The 15526-nt window shown below is 43.3% G+C and carries 14 protein-coding genes; 7 read left to right on the top strand and 7 right to left on the bottom strand.

All coding sequences use genetic code 11. The features are described from left to right. Positions 1–125: 125 nt before the first annotated feature. Entirely contained in the window at positions 126–1580 is a 1455-nt protein-coding gene (gene thiI / locus SPEA_RS15750) for a tRNA uracil 4-sulfurtransferase ThiI (protein WP_012156207.1), read from the top strand. Positions 1581–1743: 163 nt separating this feature from the next. Here thiI and SPEA_RS15745 read toward each other — a convergent pair whose 3' ends face one another. After that, on the bottom strand, positions 1744–1977 hold the full coding sequence (locus tag SPEA_RS15745; RefSeq protein ID WP_012156206.1) for a hypothetical protein: 234 nt from the start codon (positions 1975–1977) through the stop codon (positions 1744–1746). 181 nt (positions 1978–2158) lie between these two features. Here SPEA_RS15745 and SPEA_RS15740 point away from each other — a divergent pair, with 181 nt between their 5' ends. The 4 genes from SPEA_RS15740 to rlmM all read left to right on the top strand — a co-directional run bounded on the left by SPEA_RS15740 (position 2159) and on the right by rlmM (position 5572). Further along, positions 2159–3070 (top strand): transcriptional regulator GcvA, encoded by a 912-nt coding sequence (locus SPEA_RS15740; protein WP_012156205.1) that lies wholly within the window; start codon positions 2159–2161, stop codon positions 3068–3070. Further along, positions 3051–3785 carry an alpha/beta fold hydrolase gene (locus tag SPEA_RS15735; RefSeq protein WP_012156204.1) on the top strand — a complete coding sequence of 245 codons (735 nt, stop codon included), beginning with the start codon at positions 3051–3053 and terminating at the stop codon, positions 3783–3785. The genes SPEA_RS15740 and SPEA_RS15735 overlap by 20 nt, the downstream gene beginning before the upstream one ends. A 76-nt stretch (positions 3786–3861) precedes the next feature. Then, on the top strand, positions 3862–4248 hold the full coding sequence (locus SPEA_RS15730) for a DUF423 domain-containing protein (RefSeq protein ID WP_012156203.1): 387 nt from the start codon (positions 3862–3864) through the stop codon (positions 4246–4248). Positions 4249–4489: 241 nt separating this feature from the next. Further along, positions 4490–5572 (top strand): 23S rRNA (cytidine(2498)-2'-O)-methyltransferase RlmM, encoded by a 1083-nt coding sequence (rlmM, locus tag SPEA_RS15725; protein ID WP_012156202.1) that lies wholly within the window; start codon positions 4490–4492, stop codon positions 5570–5572. Between the two features lie 95 nt (positions 5573–5667). Here the strand turns inward: rlmM and SPEA_RS15720 are convergent, their stop codons facing one another. Then, complete coding sequence (locus SPEA_RS15720; RefSeq protein WP_012156201.1) at positions 5668–6678, bottom strand: isocitrate dehydrogenase; 1011 nt, start codon at positions 6676–6678, stop codon at positions 5668–5670. Between the two features lie 249 nt (positions 6679–6927). Here SPEA_RS15720 and SPEA_RS15715 point away from each other — a divergent pair, with 249 nt between their 5' ends. Then, the gene (locus tag SPEA_RS15715; protein WP_041411033.1) at positions 6928–9711 is read left to right on the top strand and encodes an alpha/beta hydrolase family protein; all 2784 of its coding nucleotides are present in this window, start codon (positions 6928–6930) and stop codon (positions 9709–9711) included. 119 nt (positions 9712–9830) lie between these two features. Next, positions 9831–10469, top strand: coding sequence for a MarC family protein (locus SPEA_RS15710; RefSeq protein ID WP_012156199.1), 639 nt, complete (start codon positions 9831–9833; stop codon positions 10467–10469). A gap of 498 nt (positions 10470–10967) precedes the next feature. On the opposite strand, the gene SPEA_RS15705 is transcribed toward SPEA_RS15710, so the two are convergent. From SPEA_RS15705 to SPEA_RS15690, 5 genes are all read right to left on the bottom strand, one after another. Next, a complete protein-coding gene (locus tag SPEA_RS15705; RefSeq protein WP_012156198.1) occupies positions 10968–11354 on the bottom strand; it encodes a DUF3192 domain-containing protein in 387 nt (128 codons plus the stop codon). 105 nt (positions 11355–11459) lie between these two features. Next, complete coding sequence (gene xni / locus SPEA_RS15700; protein WP_012156197.1) at positions 11460–12230, bottom strand: flap endonuclease Xni; 771 nt, start codon at positions 12228–12230, stop codon at positions 11460–11462. Between the two features lie 8 nt (positions 12231–12238). Continuing rightward, positions 12239–12385: a hypothetical protein gene (locus SPEA_RS23285; RefSeq protein WP_190272075.1), complete on the bottom strand. Its 147-nt coding sequence runs from the start codon at positions 12383–12385 to the stop codon at positions 12239–12241. A 77-nt stretch (positions 12386–12462) separates the two neighbouring features. Further along, positions 12463–13815: a nucleotide 5'-monophosphate nucleosidase PpnN gene (gene ppnN, locus SPEA_RS15695; RefSeq protein WP_012156196.1), complete on the bottom strand. Its 1353-nt coding sequence runs from the start codon at positions 13813–13815 to the stop codon at positions 12463–12465. 78 nt (positions 13816–13893) lie between these two features. Continuing rightward, on the bottom strand, positions 13894–15450 hold the full coding sequence (locus tag SPEA_RS15690) for a GGDEF domain-containing protein (RefSeq protein WP_012156195.1): 1557 nt from the start codon (positions 15448–15450) through the stop codon (positions 13894–13896). Between the last annotated feature and the right edge of the window lie 76 nt (positions 15451–15526).

The raw sequence follows: 15526 nt of genomic DNA, 5'->3' as shown, positions 1-15526 counted from the left end.
GGACTATTTAACCCCCAATATTTACGGTTTTGTCGAGACAAACTGAGATTGGATATACGCAATTGCTACGCGATCTTGTTATAATTGGTGAATTGCTGTTTAAACTACCCCCTCGCGGAAGACCAATGAAATTTATCGTAAAACTGTTTCCTGAAATCATGATGAAAAGCAAGCCGGTAAGAATGCGCTTTACCAAAATGCTTGAGACTAACATTCGTAACGTACTTAAAAAAGTCGATGAGACTGCGAAAGTACAGCGCCAGTGGGACAAGATCATGGTGATGGTACCAGATGATAGGCCTGATCTGGTTGAAGCATTTGCTGAACGTTTAGCCTGTATTCCGGGTATTGCCCATGTTTTGCAAGTTAATGTTAGCACCTTTACAACTGTTGATGACATCTACCAACAAACCTTAGTTGCCTATAAAGAGCAATTAGCAGGCAAAACATTTTGTGTACGTGTAAAGCGTGCAGGTAAGCATGACTTTAACTCGATTGAAGTTGAGCGCTATGTTGGTGGTGGATTAAATCAGTTTACCGAGGCGGCAGGTGTTCGTTTAAAAAATCCTGATATGACAGTGCACCTAGAGATCGATAATGACAATCTTTACCTTATCGATAAGCGTATTGAAGGCCTAGGTGGTTTCCCTATGGCGACGCAGGAAGATGTGTTGTCACTGATCTCTGGTGGTTTTGACTCTGGTGTATCGAGTTACCAGTTTATCAAGCGTGGTTCTCGTACCCACTATTGCTTCTTTAACTTAGGCGGCGATCAACACGAAATCGGTGTTAAGCAGGTGGCATATCATTTGTGGCAGAAATACGGTGAGTCACATAAAGTTAAGTTTATCTCAGTACCGTTCGATCCTGTGGTTCAAGAAATTCTTGAGCGTATAGATAACGGTCAAATGGGCGTTATCTTAAAGCGTATGATGATGCGAGCTGCAACGCGTGTTGCACAGAAGATGGGCATTCAGGCATTAGTCACCGGTGAGGCAATGGGGCAGGTATCTAGCCAAACCTTAACTAACCTGAATGTCATCGACCGCTGTACAGAGCAGTTAATTTTACGTCCTTTGATTGCAATGGATAAGCAAGACATCATTAATATTAGCCGTCAAATCGGCACCGAAGACTTTGCCAAGTCAATTCCGGAATATTGTGGCGTGATTTCTCAAAAGCCAACGGTTAAAGCGGTATTAGCGAAAGTTGAAGCCGAAGAAGCAAAGTTTTCTGAAGATCTGCTCGACCGTGTGATTGCCGATGCTGAAATTATCGATATTAAGGAGATAGCAACGCAGATGGATACTAAAATTACCGCAACAGAAACTGTCGATGCGATTAGTGCTGGTGAGATCATTATTGACGTCCGTGCACCAGAAGAGGAAGAGAAGTCTCCGCTAGAGCTTGATGGTGTCGAAGTTAAAGCGATTCCTTTCTTTAAGTTAGCGACTCAGTTTGCCGACTTAGATAAAGAGAAGAATTACCTGCTTTATTGCGATCGTGGTGTCATGAGTAAGCTTCAGGCGCTATATCTACAGGAGCAAGGTTATAACAACGTTAAGGTTTACCGCCCTTAATATGAGCTAACTAGCGCTTATTGGCGTAAGTATGGTAAAGGCGACTGTAAATCAGTCGCCTTTTTTGTATCTAGAGTACGGCTGTTATTTGGTTGAGAGTGTTAGGTAGGCACAAAAAAACCACCTAGCTGGTGGTTTAAAAGTTGAAGAGTTAGCAGCGATATTAGTCGGCTAATAACACCTGAGCGGTGGCTTCTTCGTTCTTCTTTTGTTCATCTGTTACTAGCATGGTATCAAGTTCAGAAGTTAGCTGAGCCTGCATTAATTCCATGCTTTCTGCTAAGTTAGCTGTTAATGTCGCTTCAATATCTTTAGTGTCGATTGTGATTTCGTCAGCGCTAACAGATGCTGATGCGCTGAGTATAGCAATAACAAATACTGATTTTAGGTTTAACATTCGTGTTAGCCTCCAGGCTTAAATTTGGGTTGTTAGACACTCCCCAATTACGTCGTAGAGGCTGTCCAACTGGTATCATTTCGTTGGGGCAAATTCTGTACAAAAAGGCTGGCCTTTACAAACGATAAAATGTAACAATAGTCATTAGAAAAACTAATTAAAAATCGGGATCTGGATCACTATGGCAAGACGATTACCTCCCCTAAATGCAGTAAAGGCATTTGAGGCTGCAGCTAGGCATTTAAGCTTCACTCGAGCAGCTGAAGAATTGTTTGTTACTCAGGCTGCTGTGAGTCATCAAATTAAAGCATTAGAAGAGTACCTTGGGTTAAAATTATTTCGTCGTAAGAACCGTTCATTACTGTTAACCGAGGAAGGGCAAAGCTACTTTCTCGATATAAAAGATATCTTCACTCAGCTTGCCGATGCGACAGACAGATTATTAGCGAGAAGTGCCATAGGCTCGCTTACAGTAGCGACATCACCTAGCTTTGCGATTCAGTGGCTGGTACCTAGACTAGCCAAGTTTAGCGAGAAAAACCCAGAGATTGACGTGCGAATTAAGGCCGTGGACGACGAGGATGGTTCACTCACCGACGATGTTGACGTGGCAATTTATTATGGCATGGGCAACTGGCAAGGAATGCGTGCCGATAAGCTCAGAAACGAAGTACTTATCCCAGTTTGTTCACCTCTATTACTCAATGGTCCTAAGCCATTAGAAAAGCCCTGCGATCTTAGAAATCATACCTTGCTACATGACTCTAGCCGCCAAGATTGGCTGGCTTGGTTTAGGCAATGTGGAATTACTGATATTAATGTGAACCAAGGTCCGATATTTAGTCACTCCTCTCTTGTGTTGCAAGCTGCCGCACATGGTCAAGGTGTGGCGCTAGGCTACAGCGTACTAGCAAGACCCGATATCAAAGCGGGTCGTCTAGTTTGTCCCTTCCCTGAAGTTCTAGTCAGTAAAAGTGCATATTATTTAGTGTGTCAACAAAACCATGCCGAGATCGGTAAAGTGGTAGCCTTTAGAGAATGGATGCTGGATATGTTCGAAGAGGAGACCCGTAGTGAGTTGCTTACTGGATAACTTAAAGCAAGCGTATTTAGATGGCGAGTTAGCAGCGGCTGTTGCTGCGCTCAAGAGTGAGGATTTGCTCTTCGATGTTAGTCAGTATCTTGTCGATGCTGCTAACGCCGAAGAAACACTCCGGAGTCACAGCGACACCTTAATCGTACTGGCTCATGGTGCAGGTGCCAATATGCAACATGAGTTTATGACGGTAATGGCCAAAGGCTTGAGTTCGAGCGCCACAGTGGTTCGCTTTAACTTCCCTTACATGCGCGCTAATGCCATCGATGGCAAGCGTCGCCCACCGGATAGAGCGCCTAAGTTACTTGCCGATTATGCACTGCAGTTAGCGATTTTGAGCCAGCAGTTTAAGCCTAAGAAAATCTATTTAGTGGGTAAGTCCATGGGAGGGCGTATGTCGGCGATTTTGGCCGAGAGCCTATCTGTGGATGGGGTCATTTGTTTAGGTTACCCATTTATTCCCCTAAGCGGTGGTGAGCCAAGATTAGAGCCCATAGAGAAGTGTTTGGCACCGATGATGGTGATCCAAGGCGAGCGCGATAAGTTTGGTCATAAGGGCTTAGTTGAAACTTGGCCAATAATGAAAAAAGTACAACTGCATTGGTTAACCGATGGTGATCATAGTTTTAAGCCAAGAAAGTCGTCAGGTACGACATTAGAGGCTAACCTAGCTGAGACTGTCGCGCTTATCAAAGCGTTTATTGTGCAGTAACAAAAACTTTAATTGGGCAGTCGTTAACCATATTTATGATTTATCTTTGGCTGTTTGATAGCCTTTTGGAGGTTAGATGCGTAATGGATTTTTGCTGCTAGCAGCATTGAGTGGTTTTATTGCTGTCGCATTGGGTGCATTTGGTGCTCATGGACTGAAGAATGTGGCTCCGCCTGAGTTAATTGCCATCTTTAACTTAGGTGTCGAATATCAGTTCTACCATACGTTTGCCTTGATTGCAGTGGCGTTCTCCGGTCACTGGATCAAGTCACGACTACTTGATTGGGCTGGCTACTTATTTATTGCCGGCATGGTATTGTTCTCTGGTTCACTCTATTTATATGCATTGATTGGTGCAAAGTGGACCGGCCCCGTGACCCCTATGGGCGGTGTGTGCTTCCTACTCGGTTGGCTACTTATTGCAGTCGCGGTATGGCGTAATCGAGTCAAAGAGCTCGATTAGATTAAGCATGCTGATAAGACTGCTTATGGGCTGGGGAAAAGATAGCGCTGAATATTAAATTTTAGACAGTACCCAGCTAAGCATGAACAGTGTAAAATAGCGGGCAACAACTTTGTTGGCCGCTTTTTTATATCAATTATTCAATAATGCTAGTGGATTTAAGCACTATGATTTTGGAGTGACAGTGCCATTTTTAATCATGGTGCTTTGATTGATATTATTTTTATCTTCAGGAAATTCAATGATAAACCTATTTTTATTTTGCCGTGCTGGCTATGAGAAAGATTGCGCAGCAGAGATCCAAGTGCGCGCAGCTGAGCTCGATATTGGTGGATTTGTAAAAACCAATACTAATGATGCTTATGTGATTTTTCAGTGCTTCCAAGCCGGTGATGCTGAAGTTTTAGCTAAAAATATCAGTCTAGACTCGCTTATTTTTGCCAGACAGATGTTTGCAGCAAAAGAGTTGCTAAAAGGTTTACCTGAGCAAGATAGAATTAGTCCGATTGTTGAAGCCTTAACTCAGGTGAACAAAGCGGGTGAACTGCGCGTTGAGACGCCAGATACCAACGAAGCGAAAGAACGTTCAAACTTCTGCCGTAAGTTTACTGTACCGCTTAGACAAGCGTTAAAGAAATCTGGCGCCTTGCTTGAGAAAGAAAACCCTAAGCGACCTATTATTCATGTGTGTTTTGTTGCCTCTGGCCAAGCATATGTCGGTTACTCTTTAAGTAACAATAGCTCACCTTATTTCATGGGGATCCCAAGACTTAAGATTGCTGCTGATGCACCGAGTCGCTCTACTCTTAAGTTAGATGAAGCTTTTATTCACTTCATTCCTAAAGAAGAGCAAGAAACGCGTCTAAGCAGTGGTATGAAGGCTGTGGATCTTGGTGCTTGTCCTGGTGGTTGGACTTATCAACTTGTGAGACGCGGTATGTTTGTTGCGGCTGTCGATAACGGCCCGATGGATCAAGGCTTGATGGATACCGGGCAGGTAAAACATTACCAAGCTGACGGATTTAGATTCGAGCCACCAAGAAAGAACATCACTTGGTTAGTTTGCGACATGATTGAAAAGCCATCTCGCGTGGCAGAGCTGATCGAAGCCTGGGCAATCAATGGCTGGTTTAAAGAGTCAATCTTCAACTTAAAACTGCCTATGAAGGCGCGTTATAAAGAAGTGTCGACCATTCTAGCTACGATGGAAGAGATTTTAAAAGAGAACGGTGTAGATGACTTCTCTATCGCGGCGAAACATTTATATCACGACCGTGACGAAGTGACCGTTCACCTCTGCTTGCGACCAAGTCAACCTTGGTAAATATTGACGAAAGTGTCGGCTTATCTCAGGACGGCACTGAGCATTAAAAAAGGCCCCATGTGCAAACATGGGGCCTTTTTAGTCACTCAACAGAATTAAGATAAACGCTCAATCACGGCCTGAGTGAAATCAGTTGTACCGTGAGTACCACCAAGATCGCGTGTAGTACGGTCGCCTTCTTCAATCACTGCAGTAATCGCGCCGCGAATCAGTTCTGCTTTATCTGACATGCCTAAGTATTCCAGCATCTGAATCGATGCAAGCACGACAGATGTTGGGTTAGCTAGGTTCTTACCAGCGATATCTGGTGCACTGCCGTGTACCGCTTCAAAGATTGCCGCGTCGCTACCTATGTTAGCGCCAGGTGCCATACCTAGGCCGCCTACAAGGCCTGCACATAGATCAGATAAGATGTCACCAAATAGGTTAGTGGTAACAATCACGTCGAAGTTCTCAGGGTTCATCACCAGCTTCATGCAAGTTGCGTCAACAATCATCTCTTCAGTAGTGATGTCTGGGTAACGCAGGCTGACTTCACGAGCGACTTTCAGGAACAGGCCTGAAGTTGACTTCATGATGTTAGCTTTATGTACGATAGTGACCTTTTTACGGCCTTCTTTGCGAGCAAGTTCATAGGCAAATGTAGTGATCTGCTCAGCGCCTTGGCGAGTAATGATACTGGTCGCTTCAGCGGTAGTGCCGTCTTCAGAGACTGTTTGACCTAGGCCAGAATACATACCTTCGGTGTTTTCACGTACCGTGATGATGTCGATATTGTCATAACGAGCCTGTGTGCCTTTAAAAGACAGCACTGGGCGCACGTTTGCGTAAAGGCAGAATTGCTTACGTAGACTTACGTTTATCGATGTGAAGCCTTCACCGACAGGGGTCGTCAAAGGGCCTTTCAGAGTAATGCGGTTTTTTTCGATAAGCTCAAGGGTGCGCTGGGGTAATAATTCACCGTGCTTTTCTAAAGCAGTTAAACCCGCATCTGCAAATTCATACTCAAAATCACAACCTGCTTTATCAAGGATCTTAAGTGCTGAATCAATAATGCTTGGGCCAATCCCATCACCAGGGATAACGGTTATAGTTCTTTTTGTCATGGATAGTCCTACCACGGTTAGGCGTTACTGCAATTGTCTGACCATGTCTTGGGACACGGTAAGTGACTTGAATTTTTTCTTTTTGTTCGATCTATTTTAAACACTTTTAAACAATTTTACAGGAAAGAGTGAGCGATCTCACGTTTTTTTCTGTAGGGTAACTTGCATAAATAACTGCTTATGACGATGATTGATCGTTAGAAGGTTAAAAAGTCTACTTTAGTCTAATAATAAATAATGAGGAAGACCTTGAAGTCATTACCTATCACGTCCCTATTACTATTCTCGACGAGTTTGTTATCTGCAAACTTATTGGCGGCCACCAATCGAATCACTCCTGACGATATCATGCGATTCGAATCACTTAAAAATCCTGTGATCTCTGATACCGGCAATATGTTAGCTGTCGAGGTTACACCAGATCGCGGTGATAGCCACGGCCTAGTCAAAAACCTTCGTGGCAATAATGAGTTTAGTGTTAAAGGCGGTAGCAAGCCAAAAATCAGCCACGATGGTCGTTTTGTAGCGTTTATCGATGCAATTCCATTACTCGACTCTGAGAAAGCCAGTAAAAAAGCCAAAAAGAAGCTCAAGTCAGGCTTGGTTTTATTAGATACAAGTACAGGTGAAGAGCAGCGTTTTGAACGTGTAAAATCTTTTGAGTTCAATGAGAAAGGCACACATCTAGCTATCTGGTTCGAAGCTGAAGAACTCAAAAAAGATGATAAATCAGAAGATAAGGCTCAAAGTCTAAAAGTCGATAAAGATGACAAAGGCTCTACAGTTGAACTGTTTTCTCTTAATGACCTTAAATCTATTACGTTTAAAGATGTGACGGCTTTTAGTTTCGATAAGTCAGGGCTTAATTTTGCTTTAGCAATAAATAATATCGAAACCAATAAGCATGAGTTGAGGCTCGTTAAACTTGCCAATAACACAGCATCGATAGTCCACAGTTTAAAACAGCAGCAGTTTGGCTCGATAGACTTATCTGACGATGGTAAGTATTTAGGCTTTACTTATGGCGATGCAAAAGCCAAACCTTTTGGTCGCGAATATAAGCTGTCGTTATTAAACCTTGAAACCAGTCAGGTTGTTGAGACGGCTAAGTCAAAAGACTGGACCTTGAATCGTTACACAAAACTGCGCTTCTCTGATGACAGCCAACGCTTGTTCTTTGGCCGGGTGCCGCAGGTGAGTCAGCAGTTGCAAGTGACTAAATATGAGGAGCAGGCAGATCTGTTTGATAAACAGATTATCACCTCAAACCGTGCACTTAGAGTGTGGCATGGTGACGATGCACGTATTAAGCCCCATGAAGTAAAACAGTATAAAAAGGAGCTTAAACGCACTTATTTAGCTGTACTGCATGTAAACGGCAATAACCTGGTGCAGCTTGCAGATCTTAATGTGCCAGACGTTGAAGTGCAGCAGCAGAAGCGCTTTGCACTCGCCAGCTCAGATCTGCCGTATCGAAAAATGATCACTTGGGCCGGTTTTTATCGCGATTTTTATCTAGTTGACCTAAATACAGGGCGTAAGATCCCGCTACTGACTCAGCAAAGTAGCTCTGAAGAGCCAAATTTGTCTCCAGGTGAGAAGTTTGTTTCCTACTACTTACATGGCAATGTATTCCTGTATGAAATCGCTCAAGATAGACGTACAAATATCACTAAAGAGTTAGGTGTTTCTTTTGCCGATGAAGATCACGATTATCCATCGAATGCACCTAGTTATGGCTTTGGGCCTTGGATTAACGAAGATACAGGCCTTCTACTTTACGATAAATATGATATCTGGCAGGTTCATACGGGTTCCCATGATGCATTCAAGTTGACTGCCGGGGAAGGCCGCAAACACGGAGTGCAATATCGAGTTACAGGCCTAGTTGAAGATAAAGAGCATCCAAGTGTGTTTAAGAGTGATGAAAAAGTTCTTTTACATGGTTACAGTGATATCGATAAAGGAGATGGTTTTTATCAGGCTCAAATCGGTGTTGCGGGCGTGACACCTTTGATTGAAGGAGACTATAAGCTTAAACTTTTAGCCCGCAGTAAAGATGCGCAAACGATAGTGTATTCCAAAGAGCAGTACGACCTGTTTCCCGATCTCTATACTGCTAATTATGATACGCCACAAGATGCTGTGCGTCAGACAGATCTTGACCAACAGCGTCAAGGTTTTAACTGGAGTCAGTCAGAGTTGGTTCAGTGGACCAATGGTGACGGCAAACCGCTTGATGGGGTTTTGATCAAACCAACCAATTATGTCGAAGGACAACGTTATCCAGTGCTGGTTTACTTCTATCGCTTTATGAGTGACAGGCTGCATGCTTTCCCTCAGATGAAGATCAACCACCGTCCAAACTTTGCATGGTATGCCGATAATGGTTACGCAGTCTTCTTACCCGATATTCGCTTTGAAGTCGGTTATCCTGGTGAGACCTCGGTACAAGCCTTAACCTCAGGTGTACAGCATCTTATCGATATTGGAATTGCCGATCCACAAGCAGTAGGCATTCAAGGACACTCTTGGGGCGGGTATCAAACAGCATTTGCTGTGACGAAAACCAATATCTTTAAAGCGGCAGTGACAGGCGCACCGGTGTCTAACATGACGAGCGCGTACAGCGGTATTCGCCATGGTAGTGGTCTTGCTAGGCAGTTTCAATATGAAACCGGCCAGAGTCGTATTGGCGAAAGCTTATTTAAGTCGCCGCAGTTGTACATAGAGAACTCTCCGGTATTTTACGCCGAGCGTATTAAAACGCCTATGATGATCATGTTCGGCGATAAAGATGATGCGGTGCCTTGGGAGCAGGGGGTTGAATTATACTTGGCGATGCGCCGTGCGGGTAAAGACGTGGTGTTCTTACAGTATCAAGATGAGCCACACCACCTTAAGAAGTATCCAAATAAGCTCGATTACAGCATTCGAATGATGGAGTATTTCGATCATTACCTAAAGGGTAAGCCTGCACCTAAATGGTTAAGCGAAGGTGAGGCCTATACCGAGTACAAAAAGGCTGATTAAGCCAGATTTGTTAACTTTTAAAAAACCGAGATGATTATCTCGGTTTTTTTTGTCTTGAAAAATAGACTGAGAGTGTAAACTGAGTCAAATAGCTGCAAACTATTATGGGAGAGTAAAAAATGGATGGAATTTGGATGCACTTTGCTACGGTATTTATGGGCTTTTTTGCGATTATGAATCCTGTTGCCAATGTGCCTATTTTTCTTGGACTCACCTCTGACTATGATGAGAAGACAACTCGAGCCATCGCTTTTAGGGCGTTAATCATTGCATTTGCCATCACCTGTTTATTTGCGGTTTCTGGCCAGCTTATTTTCAATCTTTTTGGCATTTCTTTACCCGCTTTTCGAATTACAGGTGGTTTGTTGGTATTTTTAATTGGTTTTCATATGTTGCAGGGTAATCAATCTACAGTTCATCATGATAAAGAGTTGCCTACTGGTGAGTCGCTTGAATCTAAGTTGAGTGTCGCAGTATCTCCTTTGGCTTTACCTATTTTGGCCGGACCTGGCACTATTGCGACAGCGATGAACTTTACTGCTGCAGGAGGCATGCCTGAGCTTGTGAGCACCATAGTCTCGTTCGGTTTGTTATGCCTGATTACTTATATTTGTTTTGTCTTTGGTGGGCGCTTAGTGAGCTATTTAGGCAGCGCTGCGCTTGGGGCCATCACGAGGATGATGGGGCTCATTCTCGCTGTTATCGGAACGCAAATGGCCGTAGAGGGGTTGCAAGGGGCTTTTAAGGTGCTAGGTTAGTCGTGAAATGGTTTTCTGTAACAAGACTTTTTTAAGATTTAGACGAATAGTAAGACTGGTAATGAGTATGTCTTATTACTTTGTAGCCAAGATTTGAATTCATTAACAAGGAGCGTATATGAATAAGATCCAAAGTGTCACTTTAATGAGTTTGTTTGTGCTTGCTTTACCGTTAACGGCTAATGCGAAAGGTTTATACTGATTGGTATTAGAGGGAGAGCCTGATTGGGAGGCCCGCAAGCTACCACCGGTAGAAAATGACGCGAAGCAAATTGAAAGGGAGCGATTATTGCTAGAGCTGAAACGATTGGAAGAGACTGAAAAAGACGATTAGATAACAGAGTTTAGAGTTTAGTGAGAAGCATTTAGTAAAGATTTGATAGGATCTTTTCTCGAAACCAAACACAAAAAAGCAGCGATAACTTCGCTGCTTTTTGCTTCATAGAAAAGACCAAGCTCGTAAGCGCTTAATGAGTCCGATGTTTACTGTCAATTGTGTTAACTATCGATTGGGCTCGATAGGTATTGGTGATATGTATCTTCACCCCATGCGATCAGCTTTCCCTGCTTAAACAGCAGTGGTGTGCACTCCTCTTTGGAGGTTTCACCATCTGAAGTTTTATGGTGAGTCCGGTAGAACAGTACTTCTAAGTTCTGCTCATTAGATATTTTTGCTTCGGTAAAGTCCGCCTTGCCAAAGAGAGTTTTAATCTCATCGATGTTTTGTCCGATCACAACTTCGGTCATCATAGCTTTATTATAGGCTTGCCTATCTTCCCAATCCATCTCGTCGGGCGTTGGTTCGTAGGTCAGCATAATCACGGCAACGAAGGCAACATACGTGATAAAAATACTGATGACGATGACAGGGAGTTTAGATTTCATCCTAGCAATGCTTCCTTCATACTGTTCTTTCGAAAACCTTAAGATACTATTTGGTAAAGCAATGGTAAATGCTTGAGCAGCAACTTTGTGTTAACAAATGTAAGCTCATTCGGAATCCGGCTTTTTTATCCTAAACTGCTTTAAGTTGACGCTTAGGGGCATATCGGTTTTAAGTTGAACCAGTTTATAGCTTAGGCGCGCCATCTGCTTACCCGCTTCAAGTTTTTTAGCCTGCTTAGCGCCTACCTTGTCGATAGAGTTATAGATGCTTGCGAGAGAGCGATATATTCTCAGCAACTCAACGGCGGACTTTGGCCCGATCCCGGGAACGCCTGGAATTTTATTGCCACTATCCCCCGCGAGTGCAAGGTAATCAATTAATTGGCTGCGCTCGATGCCTAGCTTTTTCTCCATCTCTTCAATCGTCAGGTAGGTTTGATTGAAGTGATCCCACAGCTTGATCTTTGGATGATTTAATTGGCTAAAACCTTTGTCTGTTGAGACGATAATGGCTTCGCCATCAATGTTAACCAGCTTTGTTGCCAAGGTGGCGATAACGTCGTCCGCTTCGGAGTCGGCATCGACTGAGTGGATATGATGCTCCGCTAGATAAGCTTTGATGTCATTGAGGCCGTTTGCCAAGGCTTCAGGCATGGGCTTACGGCCTTTTTTGTAGTCAGGGAATAGTGTTTTTCGCCATGAGATTGCATCACCATCCCATACGATAGCTGCGTGTGTTGGTATATGATATTTAAGTAGTTTGCGACAGGCACCATGAACACGTTCTTTCAGTCCTGTGATATCAGATTCGTTAGGCTGTGCGGCGTGGATGCGCCGCACTAAGTTCATGCCATCGATAATTAGCAGTTTATTCATTTAATACTCTATGACTTTCCACTTTCTACTTGATAACTTTCATAACAGGGAACGAACTCGCTCACCTGTAACACCAGTTCGTTTTGCTGTGCGATGCGGATCCGTTGCTGCAAGTTCATGAAGTTTATGCCATAGATAATTAGCAGTTTATTCATTTAATACTCTACGACTTTCCACTTTATAGCTTTCATAACAGGGAACGTATTCGCTTACCTGTAACATCAGATTCGTTCTACTTTATGACTTTGTAGCAGGGAACGTATTCGCTTCCCGGTAACTTCATTCGTTGTTGGCTAACAAAGGCGCCTAAAAGGTCGTCCATCAATCGCATCAGCTCAGGATCTCCTTTGATTTCGAAGGGGCCCTTGGCTTCGATTGCCTTAATGGTATCCATTTTAACATTACCGGCCACGATACCAGAAAATGCTTTACGCAAGTTAGCGGCTAACTCTGCTTTATTCGGCTGAAAGTACAGATCTAGGTTACTCATGACCTCATGGGTTGGCTCAAATGGAAGCTGAAACTCAGGTTCAATTTTTAAAGACCACTGATACTGATATGAGTCGCCATTTTCCCTACGGAAGGTCTTGATCTGCTCCATAGCTTGTTTCTGTATTCGAGCGACCTTGACCGGGTCGTCAATAACGATCTGGTATTTGCTTTGTGCTTCTTCACCTAATGTGGCGCCGACAAACTCATCGATACGTAAGAAGTATTCTTCACTCTCTTTAGGGCCTGTTAGCACTAGAGGGAAGGGGATATCTTGGTTATCTTTGTTGAGTAAAATACCCAGGAGGTAAAGTAGCTCTTCCGCTGTCCCTGCACCACCTGGGAAGATAATAATCCCATGTCCCAGCCTAACAAAGGCCTCTAAGCGCTTTTCAATATCAGGCAGAATGACTAACTCATTCACAATCTGATTTGGTGGCTCAGCTGCAATAATACTTGGCTCGGTAAGACCGATATATCGGGCGAGGTTCACTCTCTGTTTGGCATGGCCAATGGCGGCACCTTTCATTGGTCCTTCCATCGCGCCAGGTCCACAACCTGTACAGATATCTAGCTGGCGTAACCCGAGCTCATAACCGACTTCACGGGTGTATTGATATTCTATTTGATTGATACTGTGTCCGCCCCAGCAGACGACAATATTAGGATCAAGCATCGGCATTGAGCGGGCGTTACGTAAGATATCAAATACAACGTTGGTGATATGACTGGCATTCGTTAAGTTGATATGTTTAAGGTTATCGTACTTATCGTTGATATAAACGATATCCCTAAGTACCGCAAATAGGTGCTCCTGGATCCCTGCGATAATCTCGCCGTCCACGAAGGCTTCTTCCGGTGGGTTGGTCAACTCAATTTTAATGCCACGCTCACGGCGTAAGACATTAATATTAAAGTCACTAAAGCGGTTGAAAAGTCCCTGGGCATTATCGCTTTTAAGGCCCGATGCGAGTACGGCGAGTGAGCAGTTGCGGTAGAGCTGATAAAGCTCACTTTTAGCGTTCTGTTTTAGTCTATCAACTTCCAGTTGCGAAAGTTGATCTAGGCTTCCTCTTGGGCTTATTTTTACTATCATAGCAACTCCTTAAGCAGTGATAAGCAAGCTGTCCCTTAAAGAGAGAGTGGTAACGGGTGTTATCACAAGGGGAGAAACTTAGAAGTCAATGATGACCCTATCTCTGCTTTCATTTTTGGCTTTATAAAGCGCAGCGTCGGCTCGGTCGAATGTTTCTGTGATGAGCTCATTTTCGATTATTTGCGCAGCACCTATAGATACTGTAACTGTAATTCGCTGATTTTTAAACTTAAACGGTATGCTTTTTACTTTTTCTCTCACACGGTTAAGTAAAGGTTGGATGTCACTCTCGGCAACATTAGGCAGCAAGAGTACAAACTCTTCACCGCCATAACGTGCGACAAACTCCGACTCTCTTAAGGCATTTTTCAGCGCCATAGCAATTACTTGCAGTGTTTTATCCCCAGTACTATGGCCGAAACTGTCATTAATTGTTTTGAAGTGATCGATATCGGCGACTGCGACCCATAATGGCTGTTTGGTTCGCTTATAGTTGCGATATTCAATATCCATGCGCTCTTCTAATGCGCTGCGATTAGGTAGCTGGGTTAATGAGTCTAATAGATTAAGCTTTTGCTGCTCAAATAAGCGCTCTTTGTATGAGTCAGTTTCTTTTCCAAGGGCTTTGAGTTCTTGACGTAAGGCCTCAACAGATTGCTTTAGCTGGGTTTGCTCTCTATTTTCGAGCAGTTCTTTACGCCCAAGAGATTTTCGCAAAGAGGATAAATGAAGGGCTATTTGGTTTTTTAACTCATCAATATCATCGACTTCAATCACGGCTTCGCCAACGTTATCAACTTGGAAATTGATATCGCGATTAAGCTGCTTGGTCACTTGAAAATTCTTTACCGAGTGACTGTAGCTATCTGTGACTACCTCTTGAACATTGCTCAGTGCATTATTGAGTACGTATAGAAACTCTTGCGAGGCGGTTTTTTCTCTAGCAATGTTATCCAGTAGTAGATTAAGTACCACCTGATAAGCTTCAAGCAAGGTGTCGAGTTCAAACTCTTCGGTTAACGACTTCTTCATTTCTGAGATCTGTTGTCGTTGCTCTTTTCTAAACTCTATTTCTGATAACAGCAGTGCAAGCTCATGAGCGGCTTGTCGATGACGAGGTAAGATCTCGAACTGTTCACCAAGGTTAAGTTTTTCTTTTAAGATCTCATCATAAAAATTAACCACCTTCTCCACCTTTGGAATGTAATCCCAGTGGGTGTGAAACGGCTTAATTAGCTCTTTTTTAAAGTAAGTAATTTCTAGCTTTAACTTACTTGGAAGCGAGTCGATACGCTGAATTTGACTCACCATATTCGCTAATGATTGGCGGCTATCTTCGAGCTGCAGCATCACACGGGCATATTGCTGCTTAAGGATGGTATCGGCTTCATTAAGAGCGGGAAGTGAATCTTCGAATTGGTTAAACTTTACTAATTTATGACGCAATTTAGCGAGCTTATTATCAAGCTCTAGATTTTGACCTTTACAGGCGAGGCTTAGTTGTCCAATAAACTGTATGAGGATGTGTAGCTTTTCATTTTGCTCTTCGGTCATCTCTTCTAATGCCTGTCTAGCAGCAAAGAGTTTTTGCTGTAACAAGCTTATTTGAGACGTACTTATGGCGACATCCTTCATGCTTATCTGGGTTCCTATATATTGCGCAATTTAAAAATGAAGCTTAAATTTAATCACTTATCTTATCAGTAGTCTT

Origin of the sequence: Shewanella pealeana ATCC 700345 (assembly GCF_000018285.1) — a bacterium.
GTDB classification, from domain to species: domain Bacteria; phylum Pseudomonadota; class Gammaproteobacteria; order Enterobacterales; family Shewanellaceae; genus Shewanella; species Shewanella pealeana.
The sequence above is the reverse complement of the archived record's forward strand: the minus strand, read 5'-3'. Positions and strand labels throughout refer to the sequence as shown.

Coding starts and splice junctions, on each gene's coding strand:
- rlmM (WP_012156202.1), top strand. CDS start 4,490: ATGATAAACCTATTTTTATTTTGCCGTGCTGGCTATGAGAAAGATTGC.
- xni (WP_012156197.1), bottom strand. CDS start 12,230: ATGAATAAACTGCTAATTATCGATGGCATGAACTTAGTGCGGCGCATC.
- SPEA_RS15720 (WP_012156201.1), bottom strand. CDS start 6,678: ATGACAAAAAGAACTATAACCGTTATCCCTGGTGATGGGATTGGCCCA.
- SPEA_RS15740 (WP_012156205.1), top strand. CDS start 2,159: ATGGCAAGACGATTACCTCCCCTAAATGCAGTAAAGGCATTTGAGGCT.
- SPEA_RS15730 (WP_012156203.1), top strand. CDS start 3,862: ATGCGTAATGGATTTTTGCTGCTAGCAGCATTGAGTGGTTTTATTGCT.
- SPEA_RS15745 (WP_012156206.1), bottom strand. CDS start 1,977: ATGTTAAACCTAAAATCAGTATTTGTTATTGCTATACTCAGCGCATCA.
- thiI (WP_012156207.1), top strand. CDS start 126: ATGAAATTTATCGTAAAACTGTTTCCTGAAATCATGATGAAAAGCAAG.
- SPEA_RS15705 (WP_012156198.1), bottom strand. CDS start 11,354: ATGAAATCTAAACTCCCTGTCATCGTCATCAGTATTTTTATCACGTAT.
- SPEA_RS15690 (WP_012156195.1), bottom strand. CDS start 15,450: ATGAAGGATGTCGCCATAAGTACGTCTCAAATAAGCTTGTTACAGCAA.
- ppnN (WP_012156196.1), bottom strand. CDS start 13,815: ATGATAGTAAAAATAAGCCCAAGAGGAAGCCTAGATCAACTTTCGCAA.
- SPEA_RS23285 (WP_190272075.1), bottom strand. CDS start 12,385: ATGAATAAACTGCTAATTATCTATGGCATAAACTTCATGAACTTGCAG.
- SPEA_RS15710 (WP_012156199.1), top strand. CDS start 9,831: ATGGATGGAATTTGGATGCACTTTGCTACGGTATTTATGGGCTTTTTT.